The following is a 15,008-nucleotide window of genomic DNA, read 5'->3' on the forward strand; positions in this document are numbered from 1 at the left end:
TTGACCTTGACACGGTGTCAGGTTGTGTCATGGAGGAATGAATTCTTCCACACGCCTGCGCAGTGCCCTGGCAATGGGCACCAACCCACAGTCCGGCGACCTACCCAAGCTCATTGAGCAGCTGGGTAGTGAGCCGGACTTCTTCGTCCGTGACATGTTGACCTGGGCTTTAACCAGGCATCCACAGGATGAGGTTTATCCACTCTTGGTGCGTGCACTGGATAACCCCCGTGCGCGCGCCCAAGCCCTGCACACTTTGTCCAAGCTTGGGCATCCGGATACCTGGGCTGTTATTACTCCCGCATTGCTTCATGATGACGATGCTGCAGTGCGTACTACCGCATGGCGGGTGGCGGTGGCTTCAGTTCCAGAGGCAGAAGTCGATGATCTCATCGCTGAATTCGTTGGGGAGCTGGGTCGGGGGGAGGTGGAGACCCAGCGCAGCCTGAGCCGGGCACTGGCAAGCTTCGGCCCACTCGCGCGTGATCGCGTCCAGCTCGTAGCGCATCACGCCCAGCACGCTTTGGCGCTTATCGATGATCCAGATGGGGAAGACCACACCCATCTAGAGTTTGCGCGTAAGGTTGCGGCGCTAGGAATTGATAGCGCAGACTAAGACCATGCGAATCGGAGAGATGGCTGAGACAACGGGCGTGAGCGCTCGCATGCTCCGGTATTACGAAAAGCTCGGCCTCATTGAACCAGGTGCCCGCACAAGTGCTGGCTATCGCATCTATGATGATGCGGACTTGGAAAGAGTCTTCCATATTGAAGGATTGCGTGGCTTGGGACTAAGTCTGACCGAGGTGAAAAGTGCACTCGATGACCCCGACCACCGCATTGCAGAGGTCATTGATGAGCTCATTGCGGAATCGCGGGCCCGGTTGCGTGAGGAAAAGCGCCTCTTTGAGCAGTTGCTGGCGGTTAGAGGATCTGATGTCACTGACTGGCGTGCAGCACTCAACGTCATGAATTTGCTGAAGAACCTGCGTTCCCATGAGCCCGCCGCACGCCAAGGTTCCGCGCTGCGTTTGGCACCTGCAGCCCATCCGCGCATGGTGGCGCGTTCTGCGATAGCCGAAAAGGACCTCAATGTTGCAGGTGCGCTGTCCTGGTCAATGCTGCAAGCTGGCGACGTAGCCCTTGAAGAAGTATCACGGGCTTTGGCCTCCGCAGACAAGGAAGTTCGCATGCGTGCGGTGCGAATCCTTGCTGAGGCAGCTGCGAGGACAACCGCGGGGACGAAGCAGTCGGAGCGGAGTGAGGAAGTCTTCGAGCATCTGCGCGGTGCGCTGGATGATGAGGACACAGATATCCGAGCAGTCGCAGCACTTTCTTTAGGCGAGCGCGGTGTGCTAGTTGCTTTTGATGAACTGCTTCGGATGATTGTGGACGGTGATCATGACGTGCAAGCCTCTGAAGTACTTGCGCAATCTCCGAGCTGGCACGAAGCAGCACTGGACACGATTGGTGCGTTGTTAAACGACGACAGAACGCAGGAACAACGCGCGCGCCTGGTCCAAGCACTCGCGGAGTTCGAAGACTCTGATGAGTTGCTGTTGGTCCTGCTTGATGACCCCACCCCCGTGGTGGCGCTGACCGCCAAAGCTATTGTGCGCACACGGGGTAATATGCCCTGATGTGAATGCGGATGGTCAAATAAACACAAGCGCTGCGGCAAAAGGGCTCGCTGCGCCCGCGGTAATGGCGGTGTCAGGTGCTTCCTTATACGCCGGCGCGGCTATTGCGGTGGGCTTGTTTGAAAACTTCTCACCCGTGATTGTGGCATGGTTTCGTGTCGCAGCCGCCGGGGTCATCTTGCTGATTCTCAACCGCCCGAAGCTGCGCGCTTTTGGTGGTGTGGCCGGGCGCAATGCCGCTATCTATGGCGTTATGACCATGGCTATGAATATGGCCTTCTACCAGTCACTCAACCATATTCCGATGGGCACGGCAGTTGCCATTGAATTCCTCGGCCCTGTTGTTGTGGCAGCGTGGGGATCGCGCCGGGCATGCGACTGGATTGCACTATTCTTCGCTGCTGCCGGCGTGCTGGTCATTTCTGGTGCTACATGGTCCGATAACGCAGTCGGCATTATGTGGGCGCTGGCCGCAGGCTTGTTCTGGGCTGGTTACATTCTTATTTCCAGCCACATTGCCGCGGATAAAGAAAACTCACGTGCATCCATGGCCGTCGGCTTTTCCTATGCCGGGCTATTAGCGCTCCCAGTCATGCTTTTGATCTGGCCAGAGGACCCGGGTCTTCCCGGCATCACAGTGTTGGGGCTGGCTGCCGGGCTGGGACTGTTGTCCGCCGCAATCCCGTACAGCTTGGACCAGGTGGTGCTGCGCATGGCAGGCTCGAGCTACTTCGCCTTGCTGCAAGCCATCCTGCCCGTAGTCGCTGCCATCGTTGGTGCACTCGCGCTGGGGCAGTGGCTCACCACCGCTGAAATCATCGGCATTGTGCTTATCATCATCGCGGTGGGGCTGCGGCGAAATTAAGCGTCACGGACATACAGAAACACCGAAGCCGCGAAGGCGTCCGGCAGTAGACGTCTTCGCGGCTTTAGCTGTGCACAGATTTAGCTTGCGCGGTGCTAGCGCGCAAGCAACTTATCCAAGGTGGCTTCAGAGCCAACCTCATGCAGGCTGCGCAGCGCATCGGCGTATGCGGTGGTGAACTCCTCGTTATCCACGAGGTCGCCGAAGACTTCGCGGTCGCGGATGAACGCCAGGATGTCCTCGCGGTTCTTTGACGCGTTTTCCTTCAGGCGGTCGGCCATACGGTCATTGATGTTGATGTCCTGGCCTTGCTCATCAACGCCCTCGGCATAGCGTGCCCAGGACGCGACGATGGCAGCAGACAAGGTCACAGGCGCATTGCCGGATTCCAGGTTCTCTCGCACGACTGGCAGCAGCCACTTGGGGATGCGGTCAGAAGATTCAGCGCACAAACGCGCCACGGTGTCCTTAATAGCGGCATTGCCGAAACGGGCAATCAACTGGTGGCGGTAGGCATCCAAGTCCACGCCCGGCAGTGGGCGAAGAGACGGGGTGCCTTCTTGTTCCATGTACGCCAGCAGGAAATCAGCAAAACGCTGATCCGCCATGACATCGTGGACCAGACGGTGCCCGGCCAGGTAGCCGAAGTAGCACAAGCCCTGGTGTGAAGCGTTGAGCAGACGTAGCTTCATCAGCTCATACGGCACAACATCATCAACTAGTTCCACGCCGACCTTGTCATAAGCAGGACGCCCAGCAGCAAACTTATCTTCCAGCACCCACTGGGTGAAGTCCTCACAGACCACTGGCCAGGCATCGGCGTAGTCCAACTCCGCGCGGTCATCATCGGTGGTTTCCGGGGTGATGCGGTCCACCATGGAGTTCGGGAAAGGAACCTCCTGGTCAATCCACGCGGCCAACTCGGTATCGATAGCATTGGCAAAAGACAAGAACATGCGGTGCGCCATCTCGCCGTTGCCCTGGATATTGTCACAAGACATCACAGTAAACGGCACAGTGCCGGCATCACGGCGGGCAATGAGTGCGGCAGTTATTAGGCCGTAGAAGGTGCGCAAGGAATCCGTCTTGCCTTCCTTCAAATCTGCGACATCGGCAGCAACCTGAGGGTTGTCCAGGTTGAACTCGCCGCGCACGTGGTCAAAGTTGTAGCCTCCCTCGGTGACGGTAAGGGAAACAATCTTGATGGAAGCATCGGCAAGCACTGCGACTGTGGCCGCCGGATCATCTGGGGCATAGAGATAGTCAACAATGGAGCCAATCACGCGGGAATAGTGCTGGCCATCGGGAGTTTTCTCCGTCAAGGTGTACAAGCAATCCTGGCCCTTGAGGGCATCACGCATGCGCACATCGGAGGGCATGACGCCGACGCCGATGATGCCAAAGTCCATGGCTTCACCGTTTCGCATGAGCTTATCGATGTACAGAGCTTGATGCGCGCGGTGGAAACCACCGACACCGAAGTGCACGATACCTGCGGTGATTGCGTCGCGGTCATGCGCTGGCCCCTCGACGGGGAGGGAAGGAAGAGTTTCTTGGTTAAGCTGGGTTTTGGTCTGAATTGTAGACATTGAAGTTTAGACTCCTTCAGGAACTTCGGTGAGAGATTTTACTGCTGGCATGCCATCAAAGCCTGGCTGAGTGCCGCGCAGGCTGTGCGCCATGAAAGCTGCCGCAATGAAAAGGCCGATGAAAATCAGAATCAGGCCGGTCGCGCCAACCAGTGGGTAGAAGATTGCCACCAATGCTGGACCAGCAGCGACTGCGCCGCCGACGCCCAAGTTATAAGCAGCCATTGCTGCACCGGGGCGCTCTGGCTTGAGCGATACCGCGATGGGGGAGAGCGGAACAAAGCCCGCGAGGGAGACACCAAAGAGTGCACCACAGGCCAAGGTGAGGGCAAAGCCCACGCCATCTGGCAATCCCATACCAACGGAGATCATTGGCACGAAGTAGACCATGGCGAGTGTGACTGCACAGGCGATAGCGCCAGCCCACACGGTGGTCTTGGACCAGCCGAACTTGTCACCAATGCGGCCGTAGAACGGATTGAACGGCAAGTTGACCGCGTAAATAACAGTGGTCAGGATGAGGAACCATGCCAGTGGCCAGTCCAGACGCTCAGTGAAGTAAGCGGGGAAGAACACAGCCATGGCATAGGTCGGAATGGAGTTGATGGTGCGGATGTAGACCACAAAGCGTGCGCGGCGGTCTTGGATGAGCAGCTTGAAAGAAGCGCCCAAGGTGGCGGATACGTCATCGGCATTGTCCACCAGTGGTGCGCGGCCGATGCGCTCTTTGACACCGATGAGCGCACAGGCTGCGCCGATGACTACCAGCACGAGCGAAACCCAGAGGGTCTCATAGAAGTTCAGGTCGAACCACGCCATGGAAATGGTAGCGGTTAGCGCACCCAGGGTTGGCAGACCCGCGGAGAAAGCCACATAGAACCAGCCGGTTCCAGTGCCAAGCTTGTCAGCGGGAGAGACCGCAGTAATCCATACCAGGAAGCCATACGCAAAGAGTGGATAGCCAAAGCCACGCAAACCGTAGCTTAAGAAGATGAGCGTGGTGGAGCTGGTGGTCAAGGCAAACAACAAGAATGCGAGTTCAAAGACCACCCAGATGCCAGCGCCGAGCATCATCACCCGGCGTGGGCCCCAGAGGTCAGAAAGGGCTGCGGCGAAGAATGCAGCGATGGCCACTGCCACACCGTAGACCGTGACCAGCAGGCCAGCGCGGGAAACAGTGAAGCCGTGCTCAGAGGAAAGGAAGGGTTCGAGGATGTTGGTTTCGACACCATCGCCAATCATGAAGATGGCGAGGCCGATGAAGCCCCAGATTAAAGGCCGCGGAATACCAAGTCTTTCTACCAATGGTTCGTGTGACATGTAATAGACTCCGTTTCAGTAAAGGTCACCGTCACATTCTGTGATGAAGACCAAACTAACATGGATTTAACAAAAGGATGTTATAAATAGCAGAATTAATGTTAAAATTCACAAAAGCGTGAGAAGGGTAGAGGTGAATTGATGGCGAGCCAAGCAGAAATCCGGCGCGCGGACATCTTGGGCACTGTCCGTCATTCCGGGCATGCCCGGGTCGATGAGCTGGCAGAACGCTTCGAAGTCAGTGTGATGACCATTCACCGTGATCTAGATTTCCTGGCCGAGGAAGGCCAGATTGAGCGTGTGCGCGGCGGCGCAAAATTCGTCGAGCCAGAATTTTCTGAAACCAACGTGGAAACCCGCCGTGAGACCAACGTGGATGTTAAAAAGGCGTTAGCTTCTTATGTTGCGACGTTAGTTTCAACAGGTGACATTGTGGCGCTGGATGATTCCACGACGGTGGAATACTGCGTTCCTGATGTGTTGTCCGCTGGCCCCGTTGGAATCATTACCCATTCATTGAAGGTGCTCAACGTGGTCTCAGCGCACGCACCGGAGGTTGCTCTCACCGGTGCGGGTGGGCGCTACTGCGTGGAGACAGATTCCTTCCTGGGCCAAGCCACCTGCAATGCGGTGGAAAGGCTCAATGCCACGGTGTCGATTGTGTCCACCACCTGTGTTAACGCAGCCGGAATCTATCACCCTGATGAGGATGCTGCGATCACCAAGTCTGCCTTTGTTCGCCTGGGTACCCGCAAGATTTTGGTGTCTGATTCTTCGAAGTTCGACAACGTCGGAATGCACTTTGTCGCGCGTTTGAGCGAGTTTGATGACATAGTCATGGACAACAACCTCGATGGTGATGAGCGCGAGCTGCTGGAGAAAACCGGCGCTAGACTCCACCTTGTTGACACTGCCCAGCCGACACCGACCCTGCAACCGCCGGCCGTTTTGAAATAGATTTAAGTGAGATTCCACTATGACTTATGTTCTTGGCATTGATTCCTCCACGCAGTCGTGCAAAGCGGTGTTAGTTGATGCCGCCTCGGGGGAGATTGTTGATCAAGCTCGCGCTAGCCATCCGGGCGGCACCCAAGTTGACCCGGCGCGCTGGATTGAGGCGCTGGATGAAGCAACCGCAGGATTGTTGGAGAAAGCAGATGCTGTAGCAGTCGCTGGTCAGCAGCACGGCATGGTGACGCTGGATGAAGATAACAACACTGTGCGTGATGCGATGTTGTGGAATGACGTGTCTTCAGCGGATGCCGCGGTGGAATTAGTTGAAGAACTTGGCGGTGCGCACAAGACCGTGGAGCTAACTGGCTCTGTGCTAGTTGCGTCTTTTACCGCGACGAAGCTGCGATGGCTGCGTGATAATGAGTCTGAAAATGCCAAGAGAGTTTCTAAAGCAGTGCTGCCGCATGACTATCTCACCTGGCATTTGGGTGGGAGAGAAGAGTTCACCACTGATCATGGTGATGCTTCTGGCACCGGCTATTACTCCACGCGTGAGCGCCGCTTCATGCCTGAACTAGCGGAGCAGTTCTTAGGCCATAGCGTGCAGCTGCCACGTATTGCCGAGCCCAATGAGATTGTTGGCCGCACTGCAACGGGTGCTGCAATCGCGGCTGGTACTGGCGATAATATGGCGGCGGCGTTGGGCTTGGACCTGCAGCCGGGGGATGTCTGTGTGTCCGTTGGTACCTCGGGTGTGGCCAGCGCGTGGAGTGAGCACAGCGTACATGACGACAACGGTCTGGTCACCGGATTTTCTGATGCCACAGGCGCATATCTTCCGCTTGCGTGCACTCTCAACGGCGCGAAAGTTCTGGACTTCGCAGCAAACCTTTTGGGAGTCGATCACAAGGGCCTGTCGGAAATGGCCCTGGCCGGGAAGTCATCGGTAACGTTGCTTCCTTATTTCGATGGTGAGCGCACCCCGAACCGGCCGCACGCAACGGGGCTTTTGACAGGCCTGCGCACCGACACCACGCGGGAAGACTTTGCTCGCGGTGTGGTGGAAGGTTTGCTGTGTTCCATGCTTGATGCTATCGAGGCAGTAGAAAAGGCGATGGGGCACAAGGCCAACCGCGTCCTGCTCACCGGTGGTGCTGCGCGCAGCGAGGCTATGCAACAGTTTGCCCCCAGCATCTTTGGCGTGGATGTGGCTTTGCCTGCACCGAGCGAATATGTTGCGCTTGGTGCTGCCCGCCAAGCCGCGTGGGCATTGTCTGGCGCGGATAAGCCACCGCAATGGGATGTTGCTGGTACCACCACCTACCGCGGGGAGGCGAACCCGGATACGGTGGCGCGTTATCAACAAATTAGGGATTTGACCGCAAACTTCTAGACTTGTTGGTATGCAACGTTGGGTTCTTCACATTGATATGGATGCGTTTTTCGCATCGTGTGAACAGCTGACCCGGCCTACCTTGATGGGCCGACCAGTTTTGGTCGGCGGCATGTCCGGCCGTGGTGTTGTGGCTGGTGCTTCCTATGAAGCACGCAAGTACGGCGCGCATTCGGCCATGCCCATGTATCGTGCGCAGCAACTCATTGGGCCCAAAGCCGTAGTGGTCAGCCCACGTTTTGAGGTCTACCGCCTAGCCTCGCAGCGGGTCTTTAAGTTCATTGAGTCCCGCGTGGACTTGGTTGAACAGCTCAGTATTGATGAGGCCTATATGGAACCGGCGGAACTTATTGGTGCCACCGCAGAAGAGGTTGAATCCTGGGCGCATGAGCTGCGCGCTGCCATTAGGGACATAGTGGGGCTTCCTGCTTCGATTGGCGCTGGTTCCGGTAAGCAGTTTGCCAAGATTGGATCCGGGCAAGCCAAGCCCGATGGCGCTTATGTGATTCCCGTGGAAAAACAAGAAGCCATGCTGCATCCGCTCGACGTGGATGAGCTGTGGGGTGTTGGTCCAGTTACCGCCACAAAGCTGCACTCCATCGGGGTCAAGACCATTGGTGACTTGGCGGCCTTGAGTCAACGCGAAGTTGAAATCACCCTGGGCAGCACCATCGGTCCAGCACTGTGGATGATGGCGCGCGGGGTGGATGACCGCCCAGTGGCACCACGTGCCGAATCCAAGCAAGTCTCAGCTGAGCACACCTACCCGGAGGACCTCACCACGAAAGAAACCGTGGATGCCGCTCTCGAGCGTGCCTTAAGCGGTGCTCACGGCCGCCTGCTCAAAGATGGACGCGGTGCCCGTACCGTCACGGTAAAAATGCGCATGGCCGATTTTCATAGTGAAACCAGGTCTTTAACACTGGCCTATGCCACCGATGACATTGCAACACTACGCAAAGCGATGCAATCTCTGGCACGCTATCCAGCCGAACTTGGCCCCATTCGGCTAGTCGGCGTTGGCTTCTCCGGTCTGGAATTAGAACGCCAAGACGTGCTCTTTCCCGAACTCGACCAAGCAGTGATCAGCACGGAAACCACCTTCGAAGAAGAACCTTCTCCCATTAAACGCACGTGGTATGCCACCCAAGACGTGTTTCACCCCGACTACGGACACGGCTGGATTCAAGGCACCGGGCACGGCTTTGTCAGCGTGCGCTTTGAAACCCGCGCTACCGGACCTGGCCCCTTCAAGTCTTTTGATGCCGATGATGAGCAGCTGCAGCCCGCCGACCCCGTGGATTCTTTGGCGTGGGACGTGGACCTAGCGGAGCAGGACTAAAGCAGCTCAGCTACATCAGTGCCCGTAGCTAGGGCCGCGAGTAGCATCATGCGAGCCTGGCCTGCACGCAAAATGCCGGTGCCAAGTGCGCCGTTGCGCGCGAGGGTTGCGCCGCCGCCGCTGCCGCCATAAGCCAAAGACACTGAGCCTTCTGGAACACGCGTGGTGATAAGAATTGGGATGCCGGCTTCTAACGCGTCGGCTACGCCTTCACCCATTTGTGAGCCCATGTTGCCGGAACCCATGGCTTCCACAATGATGCCGCCCGCACCGGAAGCTACCGCTGCATCAACCATGGTTCGCGACGCGCCTGGCCAGGCAGAAATAATGACCACGTCATTGCCCGCCAGGGGAGTCAGCGCCAATGTCGGGCGAGTCTTCATTGGGGTGGGCACCGCAGCGAAAGCTTCCAACGATGACGTGTGGGACTTGAAAGCGCCGCGGGCTGGAACGGTCAAACCACCGAAGCGGATGCTCACGCCCGGCGCGCCGGTGGTGGCGTAGGCAATGGCATCCGCCAAGTTTTGCGGGCCGTCTGAATCAGGGTGGTCAAAAGACCGCTGCGCGCCGGTAATAACTACTGGCTTATCTCCAATGTGGAAAAGCTCGAGTGCCATGGCGGTATCTTCCATGGAATCCGTGCCGTGGGTGATGACGACGCCGGCGATGGAAGCATCAGCAAGCAATGCGTGTACCCGCTGCAAAAGGTCATCTAAGTCCGGCAAAGTCAACGAAGAAGAATCCAAGCGCACCGAATCAATAGCACGCGTATTCACGCGAGGTACTGCAGACAAAGAAAGTGCTGCGTCAACCAATTCGGCTGCGGAGACCGTGGGGACAAGCGCGCCATGTTCATCAAGGGTGCACGCAATCGTGCCACCGGTAGCTACTACTGCAATCGTTTCAGACATAAAGCAAGCTTAAATCAAAGCCGTAAAGAGGTTGGGCAAAAGTTTGAAGAAACCCTGTGAATTAAGGCGCAGGTTCTTATATCGCGCAAGGTGGCCGGTAGGATTGGCAAAGAATAAATTCGTTGAAGGAGATTAGTTGATTTTTCGTAAACTGACCGCCGGCTTCCTAGCCGCCACCGCTGCAACCGCATTGGTCGCGTGCTCCTCTGATTCAGAATCAGAGTCTGGAGACTCCGCAGACACCGCAGCAGCCCCAGAAACCCAGGCTGAAGAAACTTCAGATGCGCCAGCCTCTTCTGAGCTGCCAACCGCAACGGACCTCAACGCCATCTTGGCCACCGCAACTGACTCCGCTGCCTCCGAAGAGGACAAGGTCAAGACCGTGCAGGGTGGCGAAACCGCCCCTGAGCTGTTTGAAACCATGGCATCTTCCAAGGCCGAATCAGGCGCCAACTTTGAGGTAGTAGACCCAGTTATCCCTGGCTACTCCCCAGACTCCGTCCTGGCAACCGTGAACTTCACCGTTCCAGAAGAGCCATCCCAGACCGCTGAAAACGTTGAGTTCGTCTTCGAAGAAGGCACCTGGAAGCTGTCCCAGTCCTGGGCCTGCACCCTGATTACCAACACCGTTACCCCAGACCAGGTCCCAGAAATGTGCACCGACGGAACCGTTGATACCGGGGCCAACGAAGTCACTCAGTAGGACGTAGTCCTTCACTCAGCCCAGCGCTTGGGAGTTATTTAAGACTCTTGAGCTGCTGGGCTGAACTGCATCCGCGTGTTGGTTGATTGCAACACGCGGATTTCTGATTCCTGGGTCCCGTAGGTAACGCGGGTGGCAATGTCGATGTTGCCGGAGGTAGGAAGTGGCTGCGAGAAATCAATAGTCAGATTGCCAGAGGAACGGGTTTCGGTGTCCATGACTTCCAGTTCGCCGCCATCTTCCATCGACAAAGCACCCAGGGCAGGGCGTTGGCTGATATCCAGGGACAACTCCGCACCGGTCTCAGTGAGCTTGTCCAAGGTGTAGGTGGTGGTCTGAAGCAAGGTGGAGTCACCGGAAGTGCGCGAATCCAAGGTCCAGATGGCGCCTTCACCGATTTCTTCATCGGGGAAGACAATCGGCATGGACGTTAATTCCACAATCGCTTGTTCCAAGATGGAACGAGCATCATCATTCGCGGCCTGTGGGGCGGCCAAGCGCAGGGAAGAAACCTGGCCGGCATCATCGGCGCGCCAACCGAACTGGAAACCATCGCCGGATTCCACATTCAGCGCATCAGTGCCGCTATAAGTCGGGTTGCTCAACGTCATAAAAGCATTGCGTGTGGCCGGGGTTTGCTCCGGATCATCACTTGCTTCAGAAACTTCAGCGTTCAGATCAAAAGAGGTGGTGGATTCTTCCGGGGCGCTGGACTCAAAATCAGTCGGGGCATTGGCATCCACAACATCTTGGGCGAAACCTTCGGTGAGCACAAACTTCAAGTCCTGCTCAGAATCGATATCGTCAAAGGTCAACACCCTCTTGTCGCCAGAACCGGCATCTTCCACAGTCACGCGCGCGGCGTCGACTGGGGCCGCTACTGCTTGCTCTACTGCAGGACCTGGAGGCTCATAGCTGCAACCGGTCACAACTAACGCAAGGGCAACAATGGAGGCTTTCACACGCATGCATTCAAACCTACCGGATGGCTGCCTCTACAATGGTTTAGGTGCGCTCAATTGTGAAGATGATGGCAGTGATAGTTATTGCCGTTGCAGTGATAGACCAGGCCGTTAAACAGCTCATGCTTAACTGGCTCAACCCAGGTGAAGCCGTCCCCGTAATTGGAGATTGGTTCAGGTTCTATCTCTTATTCAATCCCGGCGCCGCCTTCTCCATGGGCGGAGAGGGATCGACCTGGCTATTTACCACCATCCAGTTGGTCTTCGTCATTGGTGTGGCCATCGCCGCACCGCGGATGAAAGACCGATGGGAAGCGTTCGGGCTAGCTTTGCTTGCCGGTGGTGCGTTGGGCAATCTGACGGACCGGCTGTTTCGGGAACCAGGCTTTTGGTTCGGGCATGTCGTGGACTATATTTCCGTTGGAAACTTTGCCGTATTCAATATCGCGGATGCCTCTATTACGGTAGGTGTCATTGTATTTATTCTTGCCATGCTGACGGAGGAAAGGAGGGCGAAAAATGAACAGGGAAGTACGGACTCTGCCGGTACCGGAGGGAAATGAGGGGCTGCGCGTTGATGCAGCCTTGGCCAAGATGTTGGGGTTATCCCGCACCGTCGCGGCAGACTTGTGTGCTGAAGGCGCAGTGCTTGTCGATGGATCGGCGGTAGCCAAATCCGACCGCCTCGCCTCCGGAAGCTGGGTAGAAGTTACTCTGCCAGAGCCGGCAGCACCGCTGGTTCCCAAAGAAGAACTGGTGGAAGGAATGGACGTGGTCTATTCCGATGATGACATCATTGCCGTAAACAAACCTGTTGGAGTGGCAGCGCATCCCTCCGTGGGCTGGGATGGTCCAACCGTAGTCGGTGGACTTGCCGCGGCAGGATATAGAATTTCAAACTCGGGTCCGCCAGAGCGCAAAGGTATTGTGCACCGCCTTGACGTTGGTACATCAGGCGTAATGGTGGTGGCTTCTTCGGAGCGCGCTTATACCGCGCTGAAGCACGCGTTTAAGGTGCGCACCGTGCACAAGACCTACCACGCGCTGGTGCAGGGCTTGCCCGATCCGATTGAGGGCACCGTGGATGCGCCCATTGGCCGCCATCCCTCATCCGGTTGGAAGTTCGCAGTGACCGAAGACGGCAAGAATGCGATTACGCACTACAGCTTGTTGGAAGCATTCCGCGAAGCATCGCTTCTCGATGTCCACCTGGAAACCGGACGCACCCACCAAATCCGCGTGCACATGTCGGCCATTGGCCATCCGTGCTGCGGTGACCCGATGTACGGTTCAGACCCCAATCTGTCCAAGCGCCTAGGGCTCATCCGCCAGTGGCTACACGCGGTCAAGCTTGGCTTTGAACACCCCGGCACAGGCCGGTGGATCGAGATTGAGACCGAATATCCAGCTGACCTGCAACACGCTTTGGACGTTCTTCGTGGATAAGGATTACCGGCCACCCCGCCGCAGGCCGCGCACTAATGCGCGCGAGACCGCGTGGCAGCAGACTGTGCACAACCAGTCTGTGGGCAACCGCGACCGGCGTAGCGAGGCTGCACAGGCTGTGCCTGCACGAGTGGTGCGCCGGCATCCACCTCATATTTATCGCCGTCGGCGCGCAGCCGCCATCGGCATCTTCGTGTTTATGCTGCTGTTGATTATCTTCCTCGCCGGCGCCTGCGGTCCGGGACCGACCCAGACACTGCAGGGTGACCAACTCGGGCCAGAGCCAGAAGAATCCGCGCAGCAATATCAAACCCGCGCAGCCACTAGTGTTGTCGATGCCCGCAATGACACCTATGCGCTGGTTAGCTTTGATGGCGCCGTGGATGCAGAGACCGCAGCGCAAGCTGTTGAGGGTGCACAGCGCGTGAGCTCAGTCATCACGCAAGAGGCATTCTTGCCCGTGGAAATCCCCGAGCCCATTGAGGGCGAAACCCGCGCGGATGTCTTTAGCCGCGCGGTAGGGGATGAGGAACTCAATTCCGTCATCGTCTACGAAAATGGCGATATGTTGGAAGAAATCTCCCATCGTGAGGGAGTCTTTGCAGTAGAAGCCGCACCGGATGATGCCGCGTGGGGAAGCTTCGGAATTAGGCCGGTGATGGATCTTGAAATTACCCAGTAATTTAAGCAAGCTCGAAACCTTTAGCTCGTGGCCAGCGAACTATCGCTTCGCGTACGCGATGGTGATCGTCGGCATCTTCGTGTGCCTGGGCTTTTTCTTCTTCGGCAACCAGCCCGCCGAAGGCAAAGTGCTACTCGGTCTGGGCTTTATCGTGTGCCTCGTGCTCGGCTGGTTCATGCCCTCGTGGGCCATTGATGAAAAAGAAGAAAAAGCTAGACGCGCTTGGAGGAAGTAGAATCCTCCGTCTGAGTCGTCTCCTCTGGCGGTGAAGACAACGCAATCCTGCGGGACTGACGGCGAATGCGCACCAAGTCAATCATGTACAAGGCGACCGCGAACCAGATGATGACAAAGCCAATCCAACGCTCAGTCGACATGTGTTCTTGAGTAACAAGCACTGCCCACAACAGCTGCATGGTCGGGGTCATGTACTGCAGCATGCCAATCGTTGCCAGCGGCAACATCTTCGCGCCCTGGGCGAACAAAATCAACGGCAGGGCAGTAACCAGTCCTGAGATAATCAGCAATGCCGTGTGGCTTGGGCCCTCAGACAAGAACGTGGACTCACCATTGACGCTCAAATAACCCAAGTAGATCAGCGCGACGGGAGACATGACCAGAGTTTCCGCGGCCACCGAGCCAGCGGACGAGACCTGCACCTGCTTCTTCAACAGGCCGTAAATGCCAAAGGATGCCGCCAGCATGAGGGAAATCCACGGACCCTCACCTGTCATAAACGTCAACCAAATAACTGCGACGGCAGCAACGCCCACGGCAGAAATCTGTAGCTTACGCAGCTGCTCTTTGAGCACCAGAACGCCCAGCGCAACAGAGACCAAGGGGTTGATGAAATATCCCAGCGCAGCGTCCGCGACATGCCCAGAATTCACAGCCATCACATAGGTGCCCCAGTTGATGGTGATGGCAACTGAGGCAGCCGTGAGCCACAGCCACGTGCGCTTAGACAGCTGCGTGAGCTCTCGCCATGCACCGGTGAAGATCAGGTAGGTGATGATGAGAACAGCAGTCCACACAATTCGGTGCGCCAAAATCTCCAGCGGGGTTGCTGGCAACAGCAGGGGGAAGAAAGCCGGAAAGACTCCCCACAGTAGGTAGGCCCCGATTGCGTATGGCATATATCCCTCCCGGATGCTGTTGGCTGGCGAAGACCTGATTGTACGGCGCAATTGTATTATGCAAT

The 15,008-nt window shown here is 56.9% G+C and carries 16 protein-coding genes; 11 read left to right on the forward strand and 5 right to left on the reverse strand.

All coding sequences use genetic code 11. The features are described 5' to 3' along the window. Window positions 1–37 precede the first annotated feature (37 nt). From CCASEI_RS05520 to CCASEI_RS05530, 3 genes are all read left to right on the forward strand, one after another. Window positions 38–616, forward strand: coding sequence for a HEAT repeat domain-containing protein (locus CCASEI_RS05520; protein WP_025387417.1), 579 nt, complete (start codon window positions 38–40; stop codon window positions 614–616). Between the two features lie 4 nt (window positions 617–620). Beyond that, on the forward strand, window positions 621–1,640 hold the full coding sequence (locus tag CCASEI_RS05525) for a MerR family transcriptional regulator (protein WP_025387418.1): 1,020 nt from the start codon (window positions 621–623) through the stop codon (window positions 1,638–1,640). 64 nt (window positions 1,641–1,704) lie between these two features. After that, on the forward strand, window positions 1,705–2,505 hold the full coding sequence (locus CCASEI_RS05530) for an EamA family transporter (protein WP_025387419.1): 801 nt from the start codon (window positions 1,705–1,707) through the stop codon (window positions 2,503–2,505). Between the two features lie 95 nt (window positions 2,506–2,600). Here CCASEI_RS05530 and CCASEI_RS05535 read toward each other — a convergent pair whose 3' ends face one another. Further along, window positions 2,601–4,094 (reverse strand): mannitol dehydrogenase family protein, encoded by a 1,494-nt coding sequence (locus CCASEI_RS05535; RefSeq protein ID WP_051461194.1) that lies wholly within the window; start codon window positions 4,092–4,094, stop codon window positions 2,601–2,603. A 6-nt stretch (window positions 4,095–4,100) separates the two neighbouring features. Further along, window positions 4,101–5,414, reverse strand: coding sequence for an RbtT/DalT/CsbX family MFS transporter (locus CCASEI_RS05540; RefSeq protein WP_025387421.1), 1,314 nt, complete (start codon window positions 5,412–5,414; stop codon window positions 4,101–4,103). Between the two features lie 141 nt (window positions 5,415–5,555). Here CCASEI_RS05540 and CCASEI_RS05545 point away from each other — a divergent pair, with 141 nt between their 5' ends. The 3 genes from CCASEI_RS05545 to CCASEI_RS05555 are packed head-to-tail and all read left to right on the forward strand — an operon-like array spanning window position 5,556 to window position 9,103. Beyond that, complete coding sequence (locus tag CCASEI_RS05545) at window positions 5,556–6,371, forward strand: DeoR/GlpR family DNA-binding transcription regulator (protein WP_006823524.1); 816 nt, start codon at window positions 5,556–5,558, stop codon at window positions 6,369–6,371. A 19-nt stretch (window positions 6,372–6,390) separates the two neighbouring features. Then, window positions 6,391–7,761: a xylulokinase gene (xylB, locus tag CCASEI_RS05550; protein WP_006823525.1), complete on the forward strand. Its 1,371-nt coding sequence runs from the start codon at window positions 6,391–6,393 to the stop codon at window positions 7,759–7,761. A gap of 10 nt (window positions 7,762–7,771) precedes the next feature. Then, window positions 7,772–9,103, forward strand: a complete 1,332-nt coding sequence (locus CCASEI_RS05555; RefSeq protein WP_006821621.1) for a DNA polymerase IV — start codon at window positions 7,772–7,774, stop codon at window positions 9,101–9,103. On the opposite strand, the gene CCASEI_RS05560 is transcribed toward CCASEI_RS05555, so the two are convergent. Then, window positions 9,100–10,014 carry an asparaginase gene (locus tag CCASEI_RS05560; RefSeq protein WP_006821622.1) on the reverse strand — a complete coding sequence of 305 codons (915 nt, stop codon included), beginning with the start codon at window positions 10,012–10,014 and terminating at the stop codon, window positions 9,100–9,102. The genes CCASEI_RS05555 and CCASEI_RS05560 overlap by 4 nt on opposite strands. Window positions 10,015–10,150: 136 nt before the next feature. On the opposite strand from CCASEI_RS05560, the gene CCASEI_RS05565 reads away from it, so the two are divergent. Beyond that, window positions 10,151–10,717 carry a hypothetical protein gene (locus CCASEI_RS05565; protein WP_006821623.1) on the forward strand — a complete coding sequence of 189 codons (567 nt, stop codon included), beginning with the start codon at window positions 10,151–10,153 and terminating at the stop codon, window positions 10,715–10,717. Window positions 10,718–10,755: 38 nt separating this feature from the next. Here CCASEI_RS05565 and CCASEI_RS05570 read toward each other — a convergent pair whose 3' ends face one another. Continuing rightward, on the reverse strand, window positions 10,756–11,685 hold the full coding sequence (locus CCASEI_RS05570; RefSeq protein WP_006821624.1) for a hypothetical protein: 930 nt from the start codon (window positions 11,683–11,685) through the stop codon (window positions 10,756–10,758). A gap of 59 nt (window positions 11,686–11,744) precedes the next feature. Between CCASEI_RS05570 and lspA the strand changes: the two genes are divergently transcribed. Genes lspA through CCASEI_RS05590 form a run of 4 tightly spaced genes read left to right on the forward strand, consistent with a single transcriptional unit; the run spans window position 11,745 to window position 14,042 of the window. Beyond that, a complete protein-coding gene (lspA, locus tag CCASEI_RS05575) occupies window positions 11,745–12,242 on the forward strand; it encodes a signal peptidase II (protein ID WP_081466606.1) in 498 nt (165 codons plus the stop codon). Then, the gene (locus CCASEI_RS05580) at window positions 12,199–13,125 is read left to right on the forward strand and encodes an RluA family pseudouridine synthase (protein ID WP_006821626.1); all 927 of its coding nucleotides are present in this window, start codon (window positions 12,199–12,201) and stop codon (window positions 13,123–13,125) included. The genes lspA and CCASEI_RS05580 overlap by 44 nt, the downstream gene beginning before the upstream one ends. Then, complete coding sequence (locus tag CCASEI_RS05585) at window positions 13,118–13,807, forward strand: hypothetical protein (protein ID WP_006821627.1); 690 nt, start codon at window positions 13,118–13,120, stop codon at window positions 13,805–13,807. Before CCASEI_RS05580 ends, CCASEI_RS05585 begins: the two co-directional genes overlap by 8 nt. Beyond that, entirely contained in the window at window positions 13,791–14,042 is a 252-nt protein-coding gene (locus CCASEI_RS05590) for a hypothetical protein (protein WP_006821628.1), read from the forward strand. The genes CCASEI_RS05585 and CCASEI_RS05590 overlap by 17 nt, the downstream gene beginning before the upstream one ends. Here CCASEI_RS05590 and rarD read toward each other — a convergent pair. Beyond that, window positions 14,020–14,943, reverse strand: coding sequence for an EamA family transporter RarD (rarD, locus tag CCASEI_RS05595; protein WP_006821629.1), 924 nt, complete (start codon window positions 14,941–14,943; stop codon window positions 14,020–14,022). The genes CCASEI_RS05590 and rarD overlap by 23 nt on opposite strands. Window positions 14,944–15,008 lie beyond the last annotated feature (65 nt).

Source organism: Corynebacterium casei LMG S-19264, assembly GCF_000550785.1.
In the GTDB taxonomy this organism is placed as follows: Bacteria; Actinomycetota; Actinomycetes; order Mycobacteriales; family Mycobacteriaceae; genus Corynebacterium; species Corynebacterium casei.

Coding starts and splice junctions, on each gene's coding strand:
- CCASEI_RS05520 (WP_025387417.1), top strand. CDS start 38: ATGAATTCTTCCACACGCCTGCGCAGTGCCCTGGCAATGGGCACCAAC.
- CCASEI_RS05525 (WP_025387418.1), top strand. CDS start 621: ATGCGAATCGGAGAGATGGCTGAGACAACGGGCGTGAGCGCTCGCATG.
- CCASEI_RS05530 (WP_025387419.1), top strand. CDS start 1,705: ATGGCGGTGTCAGGTGCTTCCTTATACGCCGGCGCGGCTATTGCGGTG.
- CCASEI_RS05535 (WP_051461194.1), bottom strand. CDS start 4,094: ATGTCTACAATTCAGACCAAAACCCAGCTTAACCAAGAAACTCTTCCT.
- CCASEI_RS05540 (WP_025387421.1), bottom strand. CDS start 5,414: ATGTCACACGAACCATTGGTAGAAAGACTTGGTATTCCGCGGCCTTTA.
- CCASEI_RS05545 (WP_006823524.1), top strand. CDS start 5,556: ATGGCGAGCCAAGCAGAAATCCGGCGCGCGGACATCTTGGGCACTGTC.
- xylB (WP_006823525.1), top strand. CDS start 6,391: ATGACTTATGTTCTTGGCATTGATTCCTCCACGCAGTCGTGCAAAGCG.
- CCASEI_RS05555 (WP_006821621.1), top strand. CDS start 7,772: ATGCAACGTTGGGTTCTTCACATTGATATGGATGCGTTTTTCGCATCG.
- CCASEI_RS05560 (WP_006821622.1), bottom strand. CDS start 10,014: ATGTCTGAAACGATTGCAGTAGTAGCTACCGGTGGCACGATTGCGTGC.
- CCASEI_RS05570 (WP_006821624.1), bottom strand. CDS start 11,685: ATGCGTGTGAAAGCCTCCATTGTTGCCCTTGCGTTAGTTGTGACCGGT.
- lspA (WP_081466606.1), top strand. CDS start 11,745: ATGATGGCAGTGATAGTTATTGCCGTTGCAGTGATAGACCAGGCCGTT.
- CCASEI_RS05580 (WP_006821626.1), top strand. CDS start 12,199: ATGAACAGGGAAGTACGGACTCTGCCGGTACCGGAGGGAAATGAGGGG.
- rarD (WP_006821629.1), bottom strand. CDS start 14,943: ATGCCATACGCAATCGGGGCCTACCTACTGTGGGGAGTCTTTCCGGCT.